Genomic DNA, 24,635 nt, shown 5'->3' on the forward strand with positions numbered 1-24,635 from the left:
GAAGGTTGGCTGGCGGCCAACCGAGCGGGTCGTTGCGTGCGCGGCCACGCTGCTGCCGATTGCTTCGTGATGGCACTTGCCGGGCACGACGAGAGAATGACCAGAGAAGCGGGTGATTGACCGATGTGGAAAGCGCCTCGAGCGCTGCTCCCACATGCACAGCAACCAACGCGACAGGCCCTTGCCCGCCTACCGTCGCCGGACCTTACGCGGCATGGATGCCGCGTAAGAGCTTACAGGGACGTACTTGCAGCGTGTCCGGCGATGGTAGGCGGGCAAGGGCCCTGCAGCCAAGAAGCAGATCTAAGGCTCCCAGGCTTGGCCATACAAACCGTCCAATCCACTTCAAGACCGCGACATGTATTTCACTGCATCGCGTTGCCTCGAACATCGCGTGCGCGGTGCCTTCGCCAGACGGTTTGCTGGCAGTTTTATTGAAAGCGATGCAGACACGCGATCATGACGTACCCCTGCTAGCCGAACGCCGAGATCAAGTGCACTGCGCTCAGCCAAGTCGTCGCTCAGGCGGCGTGTTCCCGCTCATCAGAATGATGTCGACTTGAGCGCCATCCCCAAAAAAAAACAGCGACGCGTGCCATCACGCGTCGCTGCCGGGACTGCCGTTATCGCGTGGCGCAATTAAAAGTCGTAGCTCAACGTCACCCGACCCGAGCGCGGCGCCTGATAGGCGACGACCTGGTCCCATAGCGGGTTGGTGGTGTTGTCGGGCAATTGCGAGAACGGGTAGATGTTGGTCGCGGTCTGCTCGTTGGTGATGTTGAATACGTCCAAGCGCAACGCCAGCTTGCCATCTGCAAATGCCGGCTTGTAGGTCACGCCCATGTCCAGCTGCGCGATCCAGCCCAAACGCCCCTGCGAGCCGGGAGGCGATGCCACGCCGGTGCCGGTCTCCGGGTTGTAGCAGTAGTGATACGGGCCGCCGGTAATTGCACTGCCGCCGTAGCCGGCCGGATCGCGGCCGCTATATTCGGTCCCGTAGTAGTTGCCCAGGCAGTTGTGCGGAGCACCGGAAATCAGGCTGAAATTGGCCGATGCGCCCCATTGCGGAGTGAATTGGTAGAAGCCGAACAGCTTGAGCTGATGGCGATGATCGTTGGATTGATCGCCATTGAAGTGTTCCATCAACGCAGGGTGGTCCCAGCTTTGCGTGGTCGAGACCGAGGCCTGGCCCTGATAGCTGCCCAGCGCGCCGCCGGTGCGCCACAGATCCGAACGCACCTGGCCCTCGGTGGTGCCGTAGCTATGCGACCAGACGTAATTGACCTTGGCATACCACTTGCCGTCGAACGGACGCTCCAGATTGAACTCCACCGCCGAATAATTGCGCTTGAACTTCGGGAAACCTGCCGCCTCGCGGCTCACCGATATTTCGTGGAACTGGCCATCAGTGCCGATCACCCCCCAGGTATTGGTCTGGCCCGGATTGATCAACGATGCGCCCGCCACCTTGGAGAAATCGATGGTCACGCCTTGCGCCGCTGCCGCATCGATCAACGCGGTGTTGGAGACGTCATAGTTCTGGTCGTCGATGCCGGCATTGAGACGGCGATGCGTGCCGCGCACGCCCAGCACCCAGCCGCTATCGAGTTGCTTGGTAAATCCGAGGATGAGTTCGTCCTGGTTTTCGCCTTCGATGTCCTTGGCCACCGCGGTGCGTACATCGGCGATGCGACCGAAGCGCGAATTGGCCGACACCGCCGAACCCAGCTGCTGCGCCAGGATCGGCGTGCCGTCGGCATTGATGCCGCTGTAGGTGAAGTAGGTATCGGTGGTCGTGGCCGGGGTGAACAGACTCACCGCCGATAGCGGCAGACCGAGGTAGTAACGGCCAAGGTTACCGAACACCTTCAAGCTGGAATCGCCATTGACGTCCCAGCTAAAGCCCAAGCGCGGCGCCCACGCGTTGTCGATTTCGATGTAGGGATCACCGAACGGGGTGTAGTTGGTGAACTCGTCCTTGCGCAGGCCCAGGCTCAGCAGCAGATTGTCGGTGACCTGCCACTTGTCTTCGATGTAGTAGGCGCGTTGCTTGGCCTCGTACGAATACAGGCTGGTGTTGATGTTGCGCACCACGTAGTAGCCACTGGATCCATTGACCGGATCCACCAAACCCGGGCTCGGCGCACCGATGCCGCCGGCTTCGTTGGCCGACTGGCTGACCAGGCCGCCGGTGGCCAGCCCGTACGGGTCATTGGTCTGTCCGTAGGTCCAGGCAAACCCGGGGCCAGAGAGGATCGAGCCGACATCAATGCCTTCTGACTTCTGGTTATCGAGACCGAAGTTGAGCGTGTGGTGGCCGATGCGCCATTCCAGATTCAGGCGCTGGTTGTCTTTTTTGTACTCGCGGTCCGGCGAGCTGACCGAGGTGACCAGCTGGTTGCCGATGCGCGGTGTGCCGCCGGTGTAGGCAGGGTTCTGCAATGCGGCGCTGTTGATCACCGGACCGCCAGCCGCGTCGTAGTTGAACGGCGTCAGTTCGTCCGGCGTTCTCATCTTGCCGTACAGGGCGGTCACGGTGAGGTTGTCGCTCAGATAGCCGGTGTACTTGCCGGTGAACAGCGTCGGCCCGGTTTTCCAGGTGGATTCGTCGGTGAAGTAGGCGCCACGCTGACGCGCAACATAGTCGTAGCGATAGATCGAGCCATTGGTTTCGGCGACGTCGCTGGCACCGGTCACCTCGATCAGGTGGTTGTCGGTGATGTTCCAGTCCACCTTGGCGTACCAGCGTTTCTGGGTGTAGTCGTAGTCGGTGAGGCCGCCGGTGCGGCCGTTGTCGGTGTCGCGATTGGTGCCCACGCGCACGCCGTCGGAGTTCACCTGCTCGGCGGCCAGGAAGAAGAACAGCTTGTCCTGGATGATCGGCCCGCCGACATAGGCGCTGTAGGTGGTCTGGTTGGCCTCGGCCTCGCTGGCGGGCTGGTACAGGCCATTGGCCGCACGCGCATAGCGGTAGGCGGCGTTGTTGATGGTGCTGCCCTGGCTGTCCGGGCGCCAATAGATGTCGCGCTGATTGGCCTTGAGGCCGTTCGGCTCCCAGATCACTGCAGCGCCGAACTTCCACTCATTGGTGCCACGCTTGCCGATCTGGTTGATCACGCCGCCGTTGGCGCGGCCGTACTGCGCGCCGTAGCCTCCGGTAAAGATTTCCTGCTGGTCGATGGCGCCGTACGGCAGGGTCAGGCCGCCCAGGTTGTTGCTGATGGTGGTGGTGTTGAAGCCGTTGAGGTAGTACGCATTTTCGCTGGCGGCCGAGCCGCCGAAGCTGGGGAGCGAGCCGCCGAGCGGGCCGTTGTCGAAGCCGCCGCTGTTGACCACCACCCCCGGTGCCAGCAGCGCGATCGCTTCGGCGGTGCGGCCCAGCGGCAGTTGCTGCAACTGTTCGGCGGTGACCACGGTGCGCGTATCCACGCTGCTGACGTCGATGGTGGTGAGGCTGGCGGCGCTGACGGTGACGCTGTCCAGCGTCTGCACGCCGCTCCCCGCGGCTGCGCTGGCAGCGAAGGACACGTCTGTGTTGGCCCCGACGGTGATGGCGACGTTCTCGCGCGTCTCCACCACTGCGCCATCGCGCTTGACCGTCACCTTGTAGGTGCCCAGCGGCAGATTGCCGGCGGTGTAGCGGCCGCGTGCGTCCACCGGCACCTCGCGGCTGAAGCCGCTATTGTTTTCCACGAGCACGCTCGTGCCACTGCCCTGCCCCACGCTGCCGACGATGCTGCCGGTGGTGGACTGCGCGTGGACGCTGCCCATGGCCACGACCAATGCCAATGCCAAGGCACGCTTCTGGATACTACGGTTCATGCTCTCTCCCCAGGTCTTGAACTGTCGGCAAGGCGACAAACGAACGGTGCCAATGGCTACCGAAATCACACTTTCTGAACATCTGCAGCGCGATGCCAATGACTGCGCGCCATCAGCTCATTCCAAACTGTCGATCACGTCGCGTTCGATCATAGGCAGCCAAGTTCCCCCATCCGCCCACTTCGACGGGTAGGCGGGTGTCCGACGGGTAGGCGCGCAAGGCCGCAGGCCTGACAATGGCGCACGCGATGCCCGCTGCCGGGCGTCGATGCCCCCAATCGGTATTCCTCAAGGATTTGCGCATGAACCATTCCCGCTCCCACGCCCTGTTCGCCCAGGCGCAGACCTTGCTACCCGGCGGCGTCAACTCGCCGGTGCGGGCGTTCAAATCGGTCGGCGGCGAGCCGTTCTTCGTGGCGCGCGCCGATGGCCCGTATCTGTTCGATGTCGACGACAACCGCTACATCGACTACGTGGGCTCGTGGGGACCGATGATTGCCGGACACAACCACCCGGCCGTGCGCGAAGCGGTCGAGCGGGCGATCGGCAACGGGCTGTCGTTCGGTGCGCCGTGCGCAGCCGAAGTGACGATGGCGCAGACCATTACCCGGCTGGTGCCCTCCTGCGAGATGGTGCGCATGGTCAACTCCGGCACCGAAGCCACGCTGTCGGCGGTACGCCTGGCGCGTGGCGCCACCGGGCGCAATCGCATCATCAAGTTCGAAGGCTGCTATCACGGCCACGGCGATTCGTTTCTGGTCAAGGCCGGCAGCGGCATGCTGACCCTGGGTGTACCGACCTCGCCCGGCGTACCCGCAGGGCTGAGCGAGCTGACCGCCACGCTGAGCTTCAACGACTTCGAAGGCGCCACCGCGCTGTTCGACGAGATCGGCGCGGAGGTGGCGGCGGTGATCATCGAGCCGGTGGTCGGCAACGCCAACTGCATTCCGCCGCAGGCCGGCTATCTGCAGCATCTGCGCACGCTGTGCACGCGGCACGGCGCGCTGCTGATCTTCGACGAAGTGATGACCGGCTTCCGCGTCGCGCTCGGTGGTGCGCAGGCACATTACGGCGTGACCCCGGACCTGACCACCTTCGGCAAGATCATCGGCGGCGGCATGCCGGTGGGCGCTTACGGCGGCCGCCGCGACTTGATGGAGCAGGTTGCTCCGGCCGGGCCGATCTACCAGGCCGGCACCTTGTCGGGCAACCCGGTAGCGATGGCCGCCGGCCTGGCGATGCTGGAGCTGGTGCAGGAGCCGGGCTTCCACACGCGCCTGAGCGAGGCCACCAGCATGCTGTGCGAAGGCCTGGAAGATGCCGCACGCGCGGCAGGCATTGCCGTCACCACCAATCAGGTCGGCGGCATGTTCGGATTGTTCTTCACCGACGACATCGTGGAAAGCTACGCACAGGCCACGGCATGTGATATCACCAGCTTCAACCGCTTCTTCCACGCGATGCTGCAGCGGGGCGTGTACCTGGCACCCTCGGCGTACGAAGCCGGCTTCATGTCCAGTGCGCACGACCAAGCGGTGATCGAAGCCACCCTGGCGGCGGCGCGCGAGGCGTTTGCGGACGTGGCGCGCTGATTGGTTGGGAATTGGGAATTGGGAATTGGGAATTGGGAATCGGTGAGCGCGGAGGCGTCGCTGGTTTGCTGCTTTGCGGTGCGGCGTGATCGTGCCGCACTGGCAGTGGCGCAGGACATTGGCGAGGTAGGCATCACCGGAACTGCTGGTGAGCCTGCGCGTGCGTGCAGCGGTTTCGTTCGTAGCAACGGCGACTGCACGGCGGTGCGCGTTGCCAGACTGCGCGCCATGCTCGCAGCGAACTGTGGATGGCGCTGTCTTTGCATAGGAGCGGCTGCCACAACCCAGCGGGTAGCCGTCAGCCGGGCCTGGGCGGGGCGCAGGACCGCGGTGCGTGGTCCACGCCGCATCGCGCATCGGCCGCGGCTGTGTGGTAGCGAGCGTAGTCGCTTTGGCAATTGCTCTTAGAGCGGCTAACAAAACTACTGCGCAGCCGCCAGGTGGGCGCGGCCGGTGCTCGGAATCCTCATGTACCACTCGTACACTCCGGTTCCTGCGCGCCGTCCGCGCCCACCTGACAGCTGCTCGCTACGTCTTGTTAGCCGCTCTTAGTCGCTGCTCTCTCACCACCGCGGCCACGAGCAGGCGACCTCTAGCGCTCCTTGACCGAGTGCACGGGCCGGCGCTTCGGCCGCAATGCCTCCTCGACTCGGCGCAACACGCTTTGCTTTTGTCGTGTGGCTGTCATACCTTTCTGAAAAAGGTGCTCAGGGACGGGCATGGGTGGGGACCCTCGAAGCAGCCGCTGCACCTGCGTCGCCGAATCCGGTGATGACGCTGCATTGCCGCTGTTTCACCCCGATCTGCAGCGTGTCGAGTCGGCGCGCTGTCGACGCTCGATACGGCCGCCCTCGCCTCATGCTCAAGCCTGTTGCGCTGCTCACCCCGCGCCCGACACCGTCGCGCGACCCCGTGAATCCCGATTGGCTGCTTGCCGGCAAGCTGGAGCCTGCGTTGCCGCCCCCCGGCGCGGTGGTGCGTGGCGCACTGCTGGCTGCGCTGGATCAGGCGCAGGCACGTCCGCTGACGCTATTGCTCGCCCCGCCCGGATTCGGCAAGACCACGCTGCTGGCGCAGTGGCATGCGCACCTGAGTACGCGCGAGCAGAGCGCGGTGGCATGGCTGTCGCTGGACGAAGAAGATGCCGACGCCGGGCGTTTTCTCGGCCATCTTGCGTATGCGCTGCAGAACGCAGGCGCGGACCACGCGCTGTGCGCGGCCGTGCTGCACAACCGCGATCACGACCCGCGCGACGCGGCGGCATTGCTGATTCGCGCGCTGCGCGCAGCGCCCCGCCGCATCAGCGTGATTCTCGACGACTACGACCGACTCGGCAGCAGCCCTGTCGATGAACTGGTGCTACGCCTGATCAAACACAGTGGCGGGCGTTTGCATCTGGCACTCGCGACCCGCCGCGTACCCAATCTACCCCTGGCGCGGCTGGATCTGCACGCGCAGCTCAGCCGCATCGGCAGCACGCAGCTGGCGCTCGACGACACCGAAGCGCAGGCGTTGCTGGGCCCGCACGTGACCGCACCGGTGGCGGACGAACTGCGGCGCTACACAGAAGGCTGGCCGGTGGCGCTGCAACTGGCACGGCTGTGGTTGGAAGGCGATACCCAGCGTCGGCAGGAAGTCACCGTACGTTTCTCCGGGCGCAGCGCGCAGATTGCCGCGTACCTGGCCGAACAAGTGGTCAACGATCTGGACCCAGACACCCGCGAACTCCTGTTGCGCACCAGCCCGCTGGAACGCTTCAACGCCGCGCTCGCCGACGCGGTGCGCCAACGCCAGGACAGCGGCCGCTTGCTGGCGCGGCTGGAGCATTTCCATGGTCTGCTGGTGCCGCTGGATGGCGAGCGCGAATGGTTCCGCTACCACCCGCTGTTTGCCGACTTTTTGCAGCAACTGCTCGACCGCGAACATCCAGGCCTGAGCGTGCAGCTGCATCAACGCGCAGCGCGCTGGTTCGGCGATCATCAGCAGCTTGCCGAAGCGGTGCGGCATGCTTGGCGCGGCGGCTGCGGCGATCTTGCCGCCAGCTACATCGCACGCGCCGGCACCTGGCAGCTGCTGTTGACTCACGGCACGCATGAAGTACGCGCACTGCTGCGCCATTTCGACCACCGCACCATCCGCGACACACCCGCGCTCAATCTCACCCAGGCGCACCTGCACATCAAGCTGGGCGAATTCGCCCACGCACGCCTTTTGCTGGAGCGCTTCCGCGATTTTCCGGCTGCGTTACGCGAGCCGCTGCAGCGCGACTACACCGTGGTCGTGGCGCTGCTGCGCGACCGTCTGGATGAAATCTGCGGCAATCCGCATGGCCTGACCCAGATTGCCGCCCAGGCTGGCGCACTGGACGAAGACGACCATCTGGGCCGCGGCATGTTGCTCTGCATCTGCGCCACCACCGCGATTGCGCAGGGCGCGTTCGCGGTTGCCGAGCGCTACGCGCGCAACGCGCGCGACACCATGCAACGTGGCGGCAGCGAGGTCGGTGCCAGCCGGGCCATGTTGTCGCTGGGGCAGAGCCTGTTCTATCGCGGCCGGCTCAGCGATGCGGAAGCCTGCTATCAGCAGGCACTGAGCTGGTGCGCACGTACCCCGCAGCCGGATCGGGTGCTGGAAGCCGCCGCTCAGTGCCTGCTTGCGCAGTTGCACTACGAACGCGGCCATCACGACGACGCAGCCGACCTGCTGCATCCGGCGCTGGAATTGCTGGAGCAGCACGATGGCGGCGTGGACGTGCTGGCCGCCGGATACGGCACTGCGCTGGGGCTGGAACGCGTGCGCGACCATAGCGGACGCAGCGCGTTGCTGTTGCTGGAGCATATCGAACAGATCGCACACGGACGCAAATTGGCGCGCTTGTCGGAACTGGCTGCAGCATGGCGGCTGATGCTGTTACTGGAACATCCAGGCAACGCCGCCATCGATGTGCTGATCGCACGTACCGGCGGCGAATCCGGCCTGGCGCATACCTTGCGCTCGCCACACCGCTGGCACGATCGCGCGGCGATGGGCTTCGCACTGGCCCGCTGGCATCGCCTGGCCGGGCGCAGCAGCGCCGCGCTGAGCATCCTCGGACAGATCGAGCAAGCCTGCCTGGCCAACGACAATGTCTGCCATCTGGCGCGCGCCCGTGTACGCATCGCGCTGGTACTGCAGCAACGCGGCGAACTGGTTGCCGCCCTGCCGTATCTGTACAGCGCATTGGACCATGTCGCGCTCACGCAAAGCTGGCAGGCGATCGTGGAACTGGGCTTGCCGGCCAAGGCGATGCTGCGCTCGCTACGCCAGCACGACCCGCAGACCGTGGGCGGCACCACGCGTGCCTTGACCATCCAGGCCTTGCTCGAACGCCTTAGCGGCGACGACGACCCGGCCGATGACATCTTCAGCGAGCGCGAACTGGAAGTGCTGGCGCAACTGGCGCGTGGCTATTCCAACAAGCAGATCGCACGCTGCCTGCACCTGTCGGAAAACACGGTCAAATTCCATCTGAAAAACCTGTACCGCAAGCTCGACGCGCGCAGCCGCGAAAGCGCGCTAGCGCAAGCATTGCAGCGCGGGTTGTTGCGTGGAAGCGGCCCGCATGCAGATCAGCCGCTGCGACCTGGCTGACCCAGGTCCGCATGCATCTTGCGTTCAACGCAGGTTTGCACGTGTGGCGGCCAGGCCTGACAGCACTGGCCGCCCGCATGCATCACCCGAACGTCAGCGTGCCCTTCATCATCGCCCAATGGCCGGGGAACGAGCAGAAGAACGTGTAGTCGGCGCCCTTGCTCAATTTGCTGGTGGGAAAACTCACCGTCGTGCTGTCGCCGCCGCCAATGACCTTGGTGTGCGCAATCACGCGTGCGTCGGCCTTGGGCAGATAGCTGTCGGCGATGGTCGAACGTACGCCGGCATTGGCCACCGCCTGGAAATCGGCAGACTTGGTCAACACCCAGTTGTGCCCCATCACGGTGGCAGCCATCTTGCCGGAATGCTTGAGCGTAAGCTCCACCTGCGTGCACTCGGGCGCTAGCTTGATCGCGCTCTGGTCGAACTTCATTTGATCGTTGCCGGTGATGGTCACCGCGCACGTCCGTGCCCATGCCGTCGGCGCCATCAGCGCCAGCGCGCACACAGCAATCGTGGAAAACAGCTTCAAGAGAACACTCCTGCGTTGGGAAGGTGCAGCACATCGCACGCGGCGCACCGTTGCAACAGCGACGTGGTCAGAGGTGCTGATAGTGCCAGAGTAACGCGGAGTCGCAATCAACAGGGCATCACGCGCCAGCCCACTGCATGCGCTCGCGCATCGACCAACGATGCCAGGCGCCCTGCTGATTGCAAGCAGACCTTCGGCCGCATGCGTGCTTCACGCGTAACGGAAAAACGCATCCATCGGATCTGCTGCTGCGGACGCGATGGCCGGCACCGGCAACGGGCCGCGCTTACCGGCGATCACTTGTACGAACGCCTGCTTGAAACGCGCCATCTCCGCATCGGTGCCCACAGTGATCCGCGACCAGGTTGGCCACACCGGCCAGCTGCGGCCGATGAACACGCCATGGGTGGCCATGGCGTCCTTGAAGCCGGCGGCAGGCCGCTTTACATCCACCATGAAGCAGTTGCTCTCCGAGGCAGTGCACGCATAGCCCTGCCTGGCGAGAAAGTCCATCACATCCGTGCGCGTCGCGGCCGTACGTGCGCGCCGTTGCGGCACCAGTGCAGGATCACGCAGGCTGGCCAGCCCGGCAGCGGCGGCGGTGACCGGCAAGCTGTTGACGCTGTAGAACTTCAGCTTGGCCAGCAGGTCCGGACGCGCGGCCGCATAGCCCAGGCGGATGCCGGCCATGCCATAGAGTTTGGAGAAGGTGCGCAACACCACCACGTCTTCGCCTGCAGCAACCATGTCGACCATGCTGCGCGTGTTTTGCGCGAAGTGGATATACGCCTCATCCACCACCAACACGCTGCCTTTGGGCTTGTGCGCCAACGCGTAGTCCAGATCCTTGCGTGCGGTGACCGAACCGGTGGGATTGTTGGGGTTGCAGATGTAGATCACGCCCGCGTTGGCGTCCGCCGCGCACATGGCCTGTACATCGTGCGAAAAGTCCTTGCGCAGCGGCACCTTGATCAGGCGCGCGCCATTGCGGGTTGCCGCACGCCAACCGGATTCGTAGGTGGGGTCGGCTGTGACCAACGCGGCGCTGGGCGAAGTAAATGCCAGCATCGTGTAGTCGAGCGGTTCGGTGGACCCGGCATACGCCATCAGGTGATCGACCGGCAGCGCGAGCTCGGCAGCCAGGGTGGTCATCAATTCCATCTGTACCTGCCGCAAATACCGCCCGCCTTGCGGGGCGATCTGCGCGATGGCCTTTACTGCGGCAGCCGACGGTCCATCCGGAAATTCATTGGAGTCGATCATCACCGGTGCCAGCGCCGTTGCCGATGCGGGCGCGATGGCAGTGGCGCGTTCGAAGCCGCTGGCCAACAGCGGCAAGCTGCCGGCACCGGCGGCGCCGGCAAACAACGCGGAGTCGCGTAGAAACGCGCGGCGCGAAAGAGCAGTGTTCATGACAACCTCCAGCAGGATGACAACGCGGATTCAGGGACGCACGGCAACCACTTCGATCTCGACCCGGTACAGCGGGTTACCCAGCGCTGCGATCTGGAATGCCGAGCGCGCCGGCAGGTTGGGTTGCTCCTTGGTGCCGAAAAACTGGCGATAGCCTTCCATGAAGCCGCTGAAATCCATCTTGCCGCCCATCGCCGGATCGCCGACCAGAAACACCTGCATCTTCACCACATCGCCCATGCCCAACCCCAGCGTGGCCAGCTGCTGCTTGATCTGGTTCAACACGCTCACCGTCTGCACCTTGGTGTCGCCATAGGCGGCCGCCGAATCCTTCGGCGCACTGGTATCGATCACCGCCGGCAACTTGCCACTGACATACACCGTGGCCTTGCCGGCCGGAATTTCCACCGCGGCAGCGATGGGAAAATCGCTGTTGGGAATCTTGTGGCGGATCACCTCGGCCGCGTGTGCGGCACCGAGACTGGAAGACCAAAGCACTGCGGCGGTGAGAACGGTCGTGATGGAACGGAGCATGGCAATTCCTTGTAGGAGAGAAGATCAGCGGCGGAGTGATCTGACATCGTCGATGGTCACGCGCTCGGCATAGTCGTTACCGAAGTGCGTGCGCACATAGCTCACCACTTCGGCCACCTGGCGGTCGTCGAGCATGTCGGCGAAACCCGGCATCCCCGCGTGGCCGTCGAGCACCATCATCGTCACGTACGGGCCGGCGGCCAGTTTCGGGTTGCTGGCAAGCGCAGGATAGTCGCCGGCACCTTGCGCGCCACGCCCGGCCGGCATATGGCAACCCTGGCAGATCGCCTGGTAAACGTCCTGGCCGGAGGCCTTGGCGAAGCCTTGCTGCGGAAACAGCTGTGTGGCATCGGAACTCTGCGCCTGCGCATCGCGCACGTTGGGCGGCACCAACAAGGCGAGAATGGCGAGCGCAACAGTGGCGCCGCACGCTCTTGGCAGCAGACTCATGCGCGCCCTCCCTGGGCAATGACCTTGCGATGCAGGCGGCCAACGACATCGTGCGCCGACAGAATGGCACCCTCCTGCCAGGCCGGAATGTACGACACGTGCTCGCCGGCCAGTGCCAGCCGTCCGTCGATCTGGCACAGCGGTTGGTAATGCTCGGCGCGCGCCTGCTCGCTCCACATGCCGAAGCAGCCATGCGTGAACGGCACGCGGTGCCAGCCGACCGCAATGCCGTTTTCGAATTCGCGCGGATACTGCGGATGCAGCTGGGTGCCGTATTCCACTGCTTTACGCACGCGCTGCTCCGGGGACATCGCGGTGAACTGGTAGGCATCCAGCCCCCACACATAGGCGCCGAGCAGCACGCCTTTGCCAGGGCTGTGGTAGTTGGTGCTGGGGTAGCTGATCAAGGTGATCGGCAGATCGGTGTAACTGATGCCGCCGTAGATTGCTTCGTCTTCTTCCCAGAAACGGCGCTTGAATTGCAGCCCCACTTTCACCGAGGCCGCATACGGCACCTTGCCGATCGCCGTGGTCATCGCATCGCTGGCGTTGACCGGTATGCGGCTGAGCACCGACAACGGAATGGTGCAGATGCACCAATCCGCAGTGGCGAGGCGTTCTTCTCCGCCACGCGCCGCATCCTGCCAGGACACGCGCACGCCGCTGCCGTCCTGGTCGATCTTGGTGACCTTGGCGTTATAGGTGATGGCATTGCCCAGTTGACGCGCGAACGCCTTGCCGATCTGGTCCATGCCTCCCACCGGCTGGAACATGGTGGTCTGCATTTCATAGTTGTTGCCGGCTGCCAGTGTGGTCCACAGGCGCGAGCGCAGCACGTCCTGCACACTGAAAGGATCGGAGAATTCCGGCCTGCCCGACAAGCCACCGCCGGGATAGCGCGCAAACCCGCGCCGCTCGCTGCTGTCCTTGCCTTTGACATACCCGAACTTCTGGTCGAGCGCGCCCCAGGTGCGCAGCGATTCCAGCAGCAGCTCCTGATCCTCGCGGCTGACGGCCGTGTCCAGGGCGCGTTGCTGCGTGCACTTGGCCAGCAACTCGGACACATGGCCCTTGTAGTCTGCGTCGATGACACGAAAGCGCTGCGGTTTGCCGCCGAAGCCTTTCTGGCTGTGCAGCAGCGCGTTGTAATTGACCTGATTGAACGCTTCAAGCGCCACGCCGAACTGCTTGCAGTAACTCAGCACCGCCTTGTGGTGATGCGGAATGCGCCACGGCCCGGGATTGAGATACAAACCCTCGTCGAACTGGCAATGCTGCCTAGCCCCGCCCAGCTCGGCATAGCGGTCGCCGCCGCGCAGGGTCCAGTTACGCCCGCCGGGGCGTTCGTTGTATTCGAGCAGTTGCACGCGGTAACCGGCCTTGCGCAACTCGAACGCCGCGCTCATGCCGGCCAGCCCGGCACCGAGGATCAAGACCGACGCCCCCTTGGGGTCGCCATCCAGTTGCAGTGGGCCTTTGAAACTGGATTCGGCCGCCATGCCCAGGCTGCTCATCGCCTGATACATCATCGCGCCGCCGGCGGTCATACCGATGCGCGCCAGCAATTGCCGCCGCGTCATCGCTCCCGTGTGATTGCCTTGCATCAACGCACGTCCCCTGCATGTCGTGGACCAACGCACGCGACCGGCAACCCTGCCGGCCGCGGCTGCACTTCAGAATGTGTAGGTCAGGCTGGCGAACAGCTGCCGTGGTGCGATCAACTGATACGAGCCCGAGCTTTCGTTGGGAAATACCGCCCCGATCGCATCGTCCTTGTCGAACAGGTTGTAGACCGACAACTGCAGCCGGCCACCGGCAAGAAACCCGCCGTCTTCGCCCTGGTACCCGACGCTGCCGTTGACGATGAGGGTGGCATCTACCCGATCGGTATTGAGCGTATCGCCGTAGCGCTTGCCGGTGTATTTGGCATCGAGGTTGGCAAACAAATGTGTGCCTTCCCAACCGCCGTTGACGCTGAACATCACCTTCGGCGCATCCGGCACCTCGTTGCCTTTCACCTGCACCAGGTTGCCGCTGACCGGGCCGAAATAGTTGTCCTGGAACTCGGAGTTGTTCCAGGTCAGCGATGCGCCCAGCCGCCAGCCTGGCGCCGGCTTCCACATGCCGGAGATTTCCGCGCCATAGGTCTGCACGTCGCCGACGTTGGCGTAGACGGTGGGCGCCACCACCAGCGGGTCCGGGTCGGTCAGCGCGATGATGCGGCTCTCGTAATCGATCTTGTAGGCGGCGATGTAGCCGCTCCACTGCGTGGATTCGGCGCGGATGCCGATATCGATGTTGGTGGACTCTTCCGGTGCGATATCGGGGTTGAACGCACCCGAGGTCAGCGCCAGCCGCGGCGCCGAGCTGAAGTTTTCCGCATAGTTGGCGAACACCTGCACGCCCTCGGCAAGCTGGAAGCTGGCGCCGACCTGGGGCTGGAACCAGTCGCTGTTCTTGATGGTGACATCGCGGCGCACGCCGACATTGAAATCATCCAGATTGGCGATGCCGTTGTAGTCGCGTTTGACATCCAGCCCCTTGGCACCGAACTCCATCGTCAAGCGGTCGTCGAGCAGGCGCAGCGTGTCCTTGATGTAGAGCTGCTTCACTTCGGTGGAGAAGTGGTTGTCGTAGTAGATGACGATCGGCAGCGCGCCCTTGAGCAATGCGCCGGTGGCCGGGTCCAGGTTGTACAACGGACGCACCTGATCGAAGTCGTAGTTTTCGTACCACGCACCGACTTCGAATTTGTTGTGCTCGGTCTCCCATGACACCGCCGTGGTGAGGCCATAGCGATCGCCCCCCATGATTTCTTCGCGCCGCGTCATCGCACCGACGTGGGTGACAGTGCCGGTGGCATCGACGATCTGCGGGTCGTTGATGGCGATGTCGGTGCGCCCCGGCGTGCCGGCGATGGCATCGTTGTACAGGCCTGCTGCCGTGCTCGGCGGAGTGCCGCCGATGCCATACCCATGCTTGTTCTCGTAATAGCCGGTAAAGGTGAAGCCGATTGCATCGTTGAACAGGAAATCGCCGTGCAGGCTGAGCAGCGAGTCGCGTCGCCCGTTCTGCCATTCGCTGTAATGCTCGGCATCCACTTCCGGGTTGCCGGTGATGCGCTCATGCAGATCCCACGCCACCGAACCGTCGGAGTTGTACGACTGCACGTCGTAGTCCTTGCGGTTGTTGTAGATCCATCCCAGCGTCAGGCTGCCAGCGTCCCAGGCCTGGCGAATGTTGGCTTCGAAGTGATCGCTCTTCTGCGTGGCCGGCTCCATGTCCCACACCCCGCCTTGCGTGCGCGAGGCGGACAGATACGCGCTGGGGCCGCCTTCCCACCAATTCGGCGTATCCAGGCGCACGAAGCTGCGCACCAGATCGTCCGAACCAATCGTCTGGGTGAGATTGCCGCTCCAGCTGTCGCCGCCCTTCGGTGGCAGGCTGGTGTAGCGGATCGCACCGCCCAGTGCATGGTAGGAAGGCTGGGTGACATCGCCCGAACCGGCGGACACCGTCACATCGAGCAGGTTTTCGCTGGAGACGTAGCGCGTAATCGGCCCGCCTTCGCGGGTGTCGAAGGTTTCGATCGGAATGCCGTCCAAGGTCACGCCGATCTGGTTGGCGGAAAACCCGCGGATGGTCATCGAATCACCGAATTCATACAGCCCGAACGGGTCGGAGGTCTGCACGTTCACGCCGGGCAGGCTGGCCAACAGCTGCTGCGGCGCCACCCCTGGCACCTGCGCCTGGATCTCGTCCGCCGAGATGGACGCGGTGGTGCGCGTGGAGCCGGTGCCCACCACGCTGACCGCATCCAGCGTGCGTGCGTCTTGCGCCAGCGCAGGCAAGCTCTGCGCGCCGGCCAGCAGCAAGGTCATTGATGCCAGCGCGCGGCGCGGGCGGGTGGTGGCGAGGATGTCGGCGACCGAGGCCGCCAATCGATCGGTGTTCGAGCACTTTGGCATGCAATCAACCCCTGGAGACGTGTGGCGTGCTGAGTGACCGGGCGCTCCCCCGAGACCGGCTGATACCGCGGATGCGGCGTGCAGTGACCATAACCAGCGCGATTGCTGCCTAACCTGGGTGCGGCGGGTGGGCTCGGCGCAGGCGGGTAGGTCGCTACCGAATTCAAAACTCTGAATAGGTAGCGCAGCCACCTACCTGCGCGAATGCCCTGCATTGCAGCTCTTGCGCGCTTGCCATGCCGCGCCGAATCGACAACGCTGCGCAGCCGCCGTACGAGCACGGATATGTCGCCCGCACCACCATCGCTGCTGTTGCTGGATTTCGACGGCGTGCTCGCGCACTACGCGCGGCCACGGCGCATGGCCGCGCTTGCCGCAGCCGCGCAATGCTCACCGCAGCGCGTGCATGAGGTGTTGTTCGTGCAAGGTCTGGAGCGCGCCTACGATGCGGGTGCGATCGACACGCAGGCGTATCTGGCGCGTCTGAGCGAAGGGCTGGGGCAGCCAATCGATCGCACTACCTGGATCGATGCGCGCGTGGCGGCCTGCCGCGCCGACCCGTCGGTGGTGACACAGGTGCTGGCGGTGTCGACGACTACGGCGGTGGCGGTGCTCACCAATAACGGCCCGCTGATGGCAGAAGCGATCGAGCGGATCGTGCCCTCGCTATTTCCGTTGTTGCGGGGCCGCGTGCTGTGCAGCGGTGCACTGGGCGGCCGCAAACCGGATGTGCCGGTCTATCAGCGCGCGCTTGCGCAACTTGAGCAACGCGCCGAACGCACGTTGTTTGTCGACGACCTGTTCGTCAACGTGCGTGGCGCACGCGCGGCCGGCCTGCACGCCGACACCGTGCGCGATGCGCGTGCACTGCGGCGAGTGCTGAAGCGATACGGACTTGCATGAAACCAAGCCCCTCTGCCGTCGGGAGAGGGGTTGGGGGTGAGGGTACGGCGGAAGACAGCCATCCCCTCCGGGCAATGAAAAGACCGGGCACTGCGTCAGCGCGCTACATGCCACACACCACGCATCTCCAATGCCCTTCCAGCCGACATGGTGCCGGCCAGAGGGCGCGCAAGCACCGCCCGACATCACGCCTGGGCGACATACTCGGCAATGGCCAGACGCAAGCGCGCCAGGCCATCGGCCAGTTCGGCATCGGTGAGATTGAGTGCCGGCACGAAGCGCAATACATCCGGGCCGGCCTGCAGCAGCAGCAAGCCATGCGTGGCCGCCAGGTCGAGGATCGCCCCGGCCTGCCCCGCGTGCGCAGGAGCCAGTACCGCGCCCAGCATCAGGCCACGCCCACGAATCTGCGCAAACAGGCCAAAGTCGGCATTGAGCGCTTCCAGCCCGGCGCGCAATGCCGCAGATTGCCGCACCACGTTATCGGCAATCTGCGGCGAGGCCAGCTTGCGCAGCGCCACGCGCGCCACTGCCGCGGCCAGCGGGTTGCCGCCGAAGGTGGTGCCGTGCGCGCCGAACTGCATGGTTTCGGCGACCTTGGGCCCGGCCAGCATCGCGCCGATCGGGAAACCGCCACCCAAGGCCTTGGCCAGGGTCACGATGTCCGGCGTCACCTGCTCCTGCCAATGCGCGAACAGCGTGCCGGTGCGGCCCATGCCGCATTGAATTTCGTCCAGCACCAGCAGCGCATCATGCTGGTCGCACAGCGCGCGCACGCGGCTCAGAAAGCCCGGCGCGGCCGGCATCACGCCGCCCTCGCCCTGGATCGGCTCGACCATCACCGCCGCCACATCGCCGCCGGCCATCGCCGCTTCCAGCGCCGCGACATCGTTGAAATCCACATAGCGAAATCCACCCGGCAGCGGCTCGTAGCCTTCCTGATACTTGGGCTGCGCAGTGGCGGTGACCGATGCCAGCGTACGGCCATGAAAACTGCCGCGGAAGGTGACGATGACACGCTTGTCGGCCGGACGGCCCTGGCTGCTGGCCCACTTGCGCACCAGCTTGATCGCCGCCTCGTTGGCCTCGGTGCCGGAATTGCACAGGAACACCTTGTGCGCGAAACGCGAGGCGCTCACCAGTTCTTCGGCCAGTTTCAGCGGCGGCGCGCTGAAAAACACGTTACTGGTGTGCCACAGCTTGCCGGCCTGCTCGGTGAGCGCAGCCACCAGATCGGGATCGTTATGGCCGAGCCCGCTCACCGCGATGCCCGACGACAGATCCAGATACTCGCGGCCCGCATCGTCCCACACGCGGCTGCCCTGGCCGCGCTCCAGCACCACCTGGCGCGGGCGATACACCGGCAGGTAGTAGTGCGCGAGGGACAGGGGCGAATCGGCAGCGGTGCTCATGAGGATGGGTCGCAGAAGCGGAGGGAGAAGCGGCATTCTCGCGCATTCGCCGGCCTGCGGCACAATGCGCGCATGCGCCCCTTCTCCGATCCGCAACTCACTGCCGCCACCGACGATGGCTGGCGCCGGCAGTGGTTCGACATCATCTACCGCCACGACACCCGCCCCTCGCGCAATTTCGACCTGATGCTGGTGGTCGCGATCCTGGCGAGCGTGGTGGTGATCATGATCGACAGCGTGCCGCGCATCCATTCGCATGCCGCGGACTGGCTGGTGCCGCTGGAATGGGCGTTCACGGTGATCTTCACCCTCGAATACGCGCTGCGCCTGGCCGTGGTGCGGCGCCCGCTGCATTACGCGCTCAGCGTGTGGGGCGTGATCGACCTGCTGTCGATCCTGCCCAGTTATCTCTCGTTCTTCGTGCCCGGCGCACAGACGCTGTTGGTGGTGCGCGTGCTGCGCATCCTACGGCTGTTCCGCATTCTCAAGCTCACCCGCTACATCGAAGAAAGCGGACAGTTGCTGGATGCGCTGTGGCGTAGCCGTCGCAAGGTGTTGGTGTTCCTGTTCACCGTGCTCACCATCACCGTGATCGCCGGCGCCACGATGTACATCATCGAAGGCCCGCAGCACGGCTTTACCAGCATCCCCACCAGCATGTACTGGGCCATCGTCACCATGGCCACGGTGGGCTTCGGCGATCTGGTGCCGCAGACCACGCTGGGTCGCTTCGTCACCTCGGCCCTGATCCTGATCGGCTACAGCATCATCGCCGTGCCCACCGGCATCTATACCGCCGAACTGGCCAGCTCATTGCGCGAAGGAGGCCATACCGGCAAACGCGATGCGCGCAACTGCGCCCGCTGCGGGCTGGAAGGCCACGCGGCCGACGCACGTTATTGCCGGCAATGCGCCGAGCCACTGCCGGCGCTGGGCAACGGCTGAGGCGCTGGAGCAGCCAACGCCACGGCGCCGCCGTCAGGCGGACGCGGCCGTTGCTCGGCAGGGCGTGTGCCACGCGTACACGGCGGTTGCGCCGTGCCGTCCACGCTCACGACAAGTGCGTACCCTGTGGTTAGCCGCTCTCAGTCCAGAAACAGATCTGGCAACAGCGCGCGCGATGGATCCATTGCATAGCCGCTCAAGTCGGTGATGCCAGCCTGGGCGAGCACCTCGTCATCGATCAGGAACCGGCCGTAAAACCCGGCTGCGGCGCGCGTCAGCACCGCATGCGCGGCGTCGGCCATGATCTCCGGCCGACGGCAGGCCGCCGCGTCCACGCCGGCAAGCATGTTGATGGCATCAGTGGCGATCACGGTACGCGGCCACAACGCATTGATCGCCACGCCTTGCGGGCCGAATTCCGCGGCCAGCCCCAGGGTGACCAGACTCATGCCCATCTTGGCCAGCGTGTAGCCGGTGTGCGCGCCCCACCACGCCGGGTTCAACGACGGCGGCGGGGCCAAGGTGAGGATGTGCGGATTGGCCGCCTGCAGCAGATGCGGCAGGCATGCCTGCGCGCACAGGAAACTGCCGCGCGCGTTGACCTGCTGCATCAGATCGAAGCGCTTCATCGGCGTGTCCAACGTACCGCGCAACCAGATCGCACTGGCGTTGTTGACCAGGATGTCGATCCCGCCGAACGCATCGACCGTTGCCGCCACTGCCGCACGCACCTGATCTTCGTCGCGGATGTCGCACTTGAGCGCCAGTGCCTGCCCACCGGCCGCCGTCACCGCCGTGGCCGCGCTATGGATGGTGCCAGGCAATTTGGGATTGGCCACCGCCGACTTGGCCGCAATCGCCACATTCGCCCCATCGCGCGCCGCCCGCAACGCAATCGCCAAGCCAATCCCACGCGATGCACCGGTGATGAACAGGGTTTTGCCCGATAACGTCATGGGATTAGGGAGTCGGGATTGGAGATTCGTAAGAGCTTATTCCTTCATTGCTACCACCAACCACCCACCGCTCAAGCAATACGCTCTTGCGAATCCCCAATCCCGAACAACCAATCCCAGCCGCTCAGGGCTTGGGCCCCTGCCCTTCGTTGTCTTCCCAGTGCAGCACGCGGCGGGTCACGAAGCGGTAGACCGGTTTGCCGGTGGCAAACCACAGCTCGCGGACCCAGGAGGTGCGCTTGAGCACGCGGCGTTCCACCGGGGTCAGTGCGGCCGGGCAGTACATGCGCTTGTGTTTAAGCAGGTGGCGAAGATCCTCGCGGGCAAGCAGACGCATCCAGCGCGCGCGCGGGTTGCCGCGCACCGCCAGCTGGAAGTCGATCACCGCCGGGCTGCCGTCCTCCTGCACCAGCCAGTTGGCTTCCTTGGCCAGATCGTTGTGGGCCACGCCGCGGCGATGCAGCTGTTGCAACAGCCTGCGCGCGCTGCGGAAGTAGGCCAGATCGCCGCGCGGCGGTCGCTGGTACATCGCAGCGCCGTCCAGATAGCTGCGGTCCAGGTGCCGCCCGTCCCAATGCAGCAGCCGCGGTGTGCGCGGCACGCCATCCAGCTGGCGCAAGGCCAACGCTTCGCGGCGTGCCAGCCACCAGGCCACGCCGCGCAACAGCCACGGCGCCACGCTCAGGTCGCGACGCACGAACATGCGTTGGCCATCGCGGATCAGCAGAATGCGTCCGAACGTATCGGACTTCAGCGGCAGATTGGCTGCAGGGTCGTGAGTCATCCCCCATTGTAGGCGGCAGGTCTGTCTCGCTGCGCACCTCTGCGGCGCGCGCGCGTGCGGCAGCTGCATGGCCGCAACCTCAGGTGAAGCCGATCCCCCGATGTGAGGACGATGCAGGTCAGGCGCCGCCGCGCCCACCTATAATTCAGGTATGAACTCATGGATCGACGCCACGCTGGAGTGGATCGGACACCACCCCACCTTGGCTGGCGTGGTGATCTTTGGCATCGCATTTTGTGATGCGGTGATCGTGCTGGGCGCCATCGTGCCTGCGTTGCCGTTGCTGTTCGCCATTGGCGTGCTCATCGGGCTCGGGCAGATCAACGGCCCCTACGCGGTGGTGTGCGCCACCCTGGGCGCCTTCGTTGGCGATGCGCTGAGCTTCTGGGTCGGCCATCGCTGGGGCCATCAGCTGCACACCTACTGGCCATTCCGGCGTTACCCGCAACTGCTGGAACGCGGCGAGCTGCTGTTCCGCCGCAATGCCTTCAAAAGCATCCTGATCGCGCGCTACGTGGGTGCAGTGCGCCCGTTCGTGCCGGCGATTGCCGGTATGTCGCGCATGCCCTTCAAACGGTATCTGGTCGCCAGCGGCCTGGCCTGCGTGTCGTGGGCGTTGTTGTTCCTGGTGCCCGGCTGGGTGCTGGGCACGGCCTACGACGCAGTGGCCGCAGTGGCCGGGCGCCTATTTGTGGTGGTTGCCTTGCTGGCGGCCGTGATCGGGCTTGCCTGGGCGGTGGTGCTGTATTCGTATCGCTGGTCGGCCGGTCACCTGGATGCCTTGCTGGCGCGCCTGCTGGAGTGGTCGCACCGGCATCCGGTCCTGGGGAATTGGTCGGTCGGCGTCTTCGACCCACGCCGTCGCGAATCGGTGCCGCTGGCCATGATGGCCTTGATGCTCTTGCTGCTCGGCTGGGGCTGGTTTGTGCTGCTGATGGTGGTGCTGGCGCATGGCGAGCCGCTGCGCGTGGACCTGGCCGTGCACGACCTGATGCTGGCGCTGCGTAATCCGTTGGCCGACTACCCGATGGTGGCGCTGGCCTCGTTGGGCGACTGGCAGGTGCTGTTGCCGGCCATTGCCGCCGCGATGGGCTATCTGGCCTGGCGCCGTCGCTGGATGGCCGTGGCCCATTGGGTCATCGCGCTGGCGTTCGGCCTGGCGCTCACGCAGCTGCTTGGCGCCACCGTGCAGGTGGTGCGCCCGCCTGCGGCCAGCAGCGGTTTCGGCTTTCCGTCGGTTGCGGTCACCATGGCCACGATCGCCTTCGGCTTTTTCGCGCTGTTGATCGCGCGCGAGTTGCCTGGCCGCCGCCGCGTGTGGCCGTATCTGGTCAGCGGCGCCATCGTCTCGCTGATCGGTTTTGCGCGTTTGTACCTCGGTGCGCACTGGCTCAGCGACGTCGTCGGCGGCATGTTGTTCGGCATCTTCTGGCTGCTGGTGCTGGGCATTGCCTACCGTCGCCGTGCCACGCGCGCGTTCTGGGTCAAGCCGGTGTCGTGGATCTTCTACGGGGTGTTCGTAAGCTGCGCAATTTATTTTGCGCCGCGCAACCTCGACCTCAAGCTGGCCAAGTTCGAACCGCCGCCGCCGGCAGTGATGGAGTTACCCGCAAACGCGTGGTGGGAAGACCAATGGCGCCTGCTGCCGGCACGCCGCAACGAATTCGACGACGATCAGCGTTGGCCGCTGGACGTCCAGTCGGCCGGCCCGCTCGCCCCGTTGCAGCGCCAGCTTCAGGCGCGCGGCTGGCGGGTCCAGCCGCAGGCGGGCTGGGAACAGGCGCTGCACCTGCTCGACGTCAGCGGCCGCCCGGACGAAGTGCCGATTCTGCCGGCCACGCTGGATACCCAGGTCGAGGCCCTGTTGATGGTGCGCCACGCCGCGCCCGGCCACGTGCATGTACTGCGCCTGTGGCCGGCGGCCGCACGCCTGCAGCCGGATGCACAACCGCTGTGGGTGGGCAGTACCCAGACCTTGCGCTACAGCCGCCATTTCAGCCTGATCGGGCTGTGGTACCCGCTGCGCGGCGTCGATCCTGCACTGAGCGCGTTGCGCGAGGCACTCGGCCCGCTGCCCCATCGCATGGAACAGCGTCGTCGCTCGCAGGTGCCGGTGATCCTGATCGACAGCACCTCGGGCAGTGCAGTGCGTGGCGAGAACAAAGACAACGCCGCGCCGGGGACGGATACCGCTGCGTCCGATCCTGCTGCATCGGGTCCGCCACAACAACGCCGTTGATCGATTGGGCAACAGGCGATTGGCCGGCGCTCGCGCGATTGGGTCGAGATGGGGTGTCAGCAACAGCTGTTGAGCCCTGTCTCGATGGTGACGTGCTGGCGCCGTCTGGAGGCTGCTGAATTTTCAGGGTGAACGCTTAGTTCGTCGAGCGCGGCGCCCTCGCCGCTTGCGGGACACGCCGTGAACCCATCCGTGGGGCTCGATGGCGGCATGGATGCCGCGTAAGAGCTTACAAGGACGTGCTTGGCAGCGTGTCCCGCGATGGTGGGCGGGCAAGGGCCCTGCGGAAAACTCGCCGTTGGCTGCTCCACAACTGCTTGCACCGTTCAATCGCCTCTCAAGGCGAACGACAAGATGCGAATCAGTGCAGTTCGGCGATGCAAAGGCCGCATTGGCCTGGCGCGCGAGACCTCACCACAACACGCCATCCACTGGCTGCATCGGCTCCGGCGCTTGCTCACCAATTGCCTGAAGCGCATCGATCTCCACCGTGCGGCACATGGTATCCAGCGGCAGGTCGTGGATGGTGTTGGCGAACGGGTCGACCAGTTCATCGCCGATCTTCAGCACCGCCAGAAACATCAGGCCGGCCACTGTCGATCCCACCGGCGTGGCGTACTGCAGCGTTTCCACCAAGCCGATTGGCAGCAGCACGCAGAACAGCCGCGTAAACAGGTTCGGATAAAAGCGATATTGATACGGCAGCAGCGTATTTTTCAGGCGCTCCATGCCGCCTTGCGCGTTGGCGATGTCCACCAGAATGCGTTCGACGCTGGCCTGCTGGATGCTGTCGATCCAGCCCTCACGACGCGCCTGCTCGACGCTGCGCCCGGTGGTATCGAGCAACCCGTTTGCCACGTTGGTGCGCACCACCACCGCCGCAGCTTCGTCGGCATCCACATGCGGGGACAATGCCATCGCCACCGGCAACCGGCGTAGTTGGCAGCGCAGCGCGTTGACGTAGGCAATCTGGCGCAGCGCAATGGTGCGCCCAAGATCGCCGGCTTCCGGTGCGGACAGGATACTGACGCTCACCCGCACCAGATTACGCGAGGCATTGATCATCTGGCCCCACAGCACCCGCCCCTCCCACCAGCGTTGATAGGTGGAATTGGCGCGAAAGCCCAGGAACAACGCCAGCGCAGAACCAAAGATGGTCAGCGGCAACGCCGGCGCACGGAGCGGCAGCACGTAGTAAATGATGGTGATCAACACATCCCATACGAACAACACCGCCAGGGTCCGCCAGACCTGGCTGATCACATCTGCCACACGCGGCTTTACATCGACAATCAAAGGCACACTCCATCAAAAGAAACGAGTGACGCCATTGCGCGCATCCAGTGCATGGATGCGGTCGGTAGCGCACTCAAGCGTGCGCAGTGTGCCGTTGCCACGGTGCAAGCACGGTGATGGGGCCGATCGAAACCATTGCCCCACGCAACCGGCGTGATG

Annotated in this window: 16 protein-coding genes and 1 other RNA gene; 6 read left to right on the forward strand and 11 right to left on the reverse strand. The window is 64.8% G+C overall.

All coding sequences use genetic code 11. The features are described 5' to 3' along the window. Positions 1-639: 639 nt before the first annotated feature. On the reverse strand, positions 640-3,822 hold the full coding sequence (locus LN450_RS10210) for an outer membrane beta-barrel protein (protein WP_011348478.1): 3,183 nt from the start codon (positions 3,820-3,822) through the stop codon (positions 640-642). 302 nt (positions 3,823-4,124) lie between these two features. Between LN450_RS10210 and hemL the strand changes: the two genes are divergently transcribed. The 3 genes from hemL (at position 4,125) to LN450_RS10225 (ending at position 9,044) form a co-directional block, all read left to right on the forward strand. After that, on the forward strand, positions 4,125-5,414 hold the full coding sequence (gene hemL, locus LN450_RS10215) for a glutamate-1-semialdehyde 2,1-aminomutase (RefSeq protein WP_011348479.1): 1,290 nt from the start codon (positions 4,125-4,127) through the stop codon (positions 5,412-5,414). A 468-nt stretch (positions 5,415-5,882) separates the two neighbouring features. Next, a non-coding RNA gene (locus LN450_RS10220) (sX9 sRNA) lies at positions 5,883-5,958 on the forward strand. Between the two features lie 314 nt (positions 5,959-6,272). Next, positions 6,273-9,044 (forward strand): winged helix-turn-helix domain-containing protein, encoded by a 2,772-nt coding sequence (locus LN450_RS10225; protein WP_011348480.1) that lies wholly within the window; start codon positions 6,273-6,275, stop codon positions 9,042-9,044. 82 nt (positions 9,045-9,126) lie between these two features. On the opposite strand, the gene azu is transcribed toward LN450_RS10225, so the two are convergent. The 6 genes from azu to LN450_RS10255 form a co-directional block, all read right to left on the reverse strand. Further along, positions 9,127-9,576, reverse strand: a complete 450-nt coding sequence (azu, locus tag LN450_RS10230; RefSeq protein WP_005911961.1) for an azurin — start codon at positions 9,574-9,576, stop codon at positions 9,127-9,129. 210 nt (positions 9,577-9,786) lie between these two features. Then, positions 9,787-10,989, reverse strand: coding sequence for a pyridoxal phosphate-dependent aminotransferase (locus LN450_RS10235; RefSeq protein WP_011348482.1), 1,203 nt, complete (start codon positions 10,987-10,989; stop codon positions 9,787-9,789). Between the two features lie 30 nt (positions 10,990-11,019). After that, positions 11,020-11,523 (reverse strand): RidA family protein, encoded by a 504-nt coding sequence (locus tag LN450_RS10240; protein WP_011348483.1) that lies wholly within the window; start codon positions 11,521-11,523, stop codon positions 11,020-11,022. Positions 11,524-11,547: 24 nt separating this feature from the next. Continuing rightward, positions 11,548-11,973 carry a c-type cytochrome gene (locus LN450_RS10245; protein WP_011348484.1) on the reverse strand — a complete coding sequence of 142 codons (426 nt, stop codon included), beginning with the start codon at positions 11,971-11,973 and terminating at the stop codon, positions 11,548-11,550. Next, positions 11,970-13,577: a flavin monoamine oxidase family protein gene (locus LN450_RS10250; RefSeq protein ID WP_011348485.1), complete on the reverse strand. Its 1,608-nt coding sequence runs from the start codon at positions 13,575-13,577 to the stop codon at positions 11,970-11,972. The genes LN450_RS10245 and LN450_RS10250 overlap by 4 nt, the downstream gene beginning before the upstream one ends. Before the next feature lie 69 nt (positions 13,578-13,646). Beyond that, on the reverse strand, positions 13,647-15,941 hold the full coding sequence (locus LN450_RS10255; protein ID WP_011348486.1) for a TonB-dependent receptor: 2,295 nt from the start codon (positions 15,939-15,941) through the stop codon (positions 13,647-13,649). A gap of 285 nt (positions 15,942-16,226) precedes the next feature. Between LN450_RS10255 and LN450_RS10260 the strand changes: the two genes are divergently transcribed. Next, positions 16,227-16,844: an HAD-IA family hydrolase gene (locus tag LN450_RS10260; RefSeq protein ID WP_039418290.1), complete on the forward strand. Its 618-nt coding sequence runs from the start codon at positions 16,227-16,229 to the stop codon at positions 16,842-16,844. Positions 16,845-17,029: 185 nt separating this feature from the next. On the opposite strand, the gene LN450_RS10265 is transcribed toward LN450_RS10260, so the two are convergent. Next, positions 17,030-18,256 carry an acetylornithine transaminase gene (locus LN450_RS10265; protein WP_008577885.1) on the reverse strand — a complete coding sequence of 409 codons (1,227 nt, stop codon included), beginning with the start codon at positions 18,254-18,256 and terminating at the stop codon, positions 17,030-17,032. Between the two features lie 72 nt (positions 18,257-18,328). On the opposite strand from LN450_RS10265, the gene LN450_RS10270 reads away from it, so the two are divergent. Continuing rightward, positions 18,329-19,201 (forward strand): ion transporter, encoded by an 873-nt coding sequence (locus tag LN450_RS10270; protein ID WP_011348488.1) that lies wholly within the window; start codon positions 18,329-18,331, stop codon positions 19,199-19,201. 140 nt (positions 19,202-19,341) lie between these two features. Here the strand turns inward: LN450_RS10270 and LN450_RS10275 are convergent, their stop codons facing one another. Together LN450_RS10275 and LN450_RS10280 are read right to left on the reverse strand one after the other, a co-directional pair. Beyond that, entirely contained in the window at positions 19,342-20,157 is an 816-nt protein-coding gene (locus LN450_RS10275; RefSeq protein WP_011348489.1) for an SDR family oxidoreductase, read from the reverse strand. Between the two features lie 124 nt (positions 20,158-20,281). Next, positions 20,282-20,941 carry a serine/threonine-protein kinase gene (locus LN450_RS10280; protein ID WP_008577881.1) on the reverse strand — a complete coding sequence of 220 codons (660 nt, stop codon included), beginning with the start codon at positions 20,939-20,941 and terminating at the stop codon, positions 20,282-20,284. Between the two features lie 151 nt (positions 20,942-21,092). On the opposite strand from LN450_RS10280, the gene LN450_RS10285 reads away from it, so the two are divergent. Beyond that, positions 21,093-23,180, forward strand: a complete 2,088-nt coding sequence (locus LN450_RS10285) for a bifunctional DedA family/phosphatase PAP2 family protein (protein WP_011348491.1) — start codon at positions 21,093-21,095, stop codon at positions 23,178-23,180. Between the two features lie 411 nt (positions 23,181-23,591). On the opposite strand, the gene LN450_RS10290 is transcribed toward LN450_RS10285, so the two are convergent. Then, positions 23,592-24,476, reverse strand: a complete 885-nt coding sequence (locus tag LN450_RS10290) for a bestrophin family protein (RefSeq protein ID WP_011348492.1) — start codon at positions 24,474-24,476, stop codon at positions 23,592-23,594. Positions 24,477-24,635: the final 159 nt, after the last annotated feature.

This window comes from Xanthomonas euvesicatoria pv. euvesicatoria, from assembly GCF_020880415.1.
Lineage (GTDB): Bacteria > Pseudomonadota > Gammaproteobacteria > Xanthomonadales > Xanthomonadaceae > Xanthomonas > Xanthomonas euvesicatoria.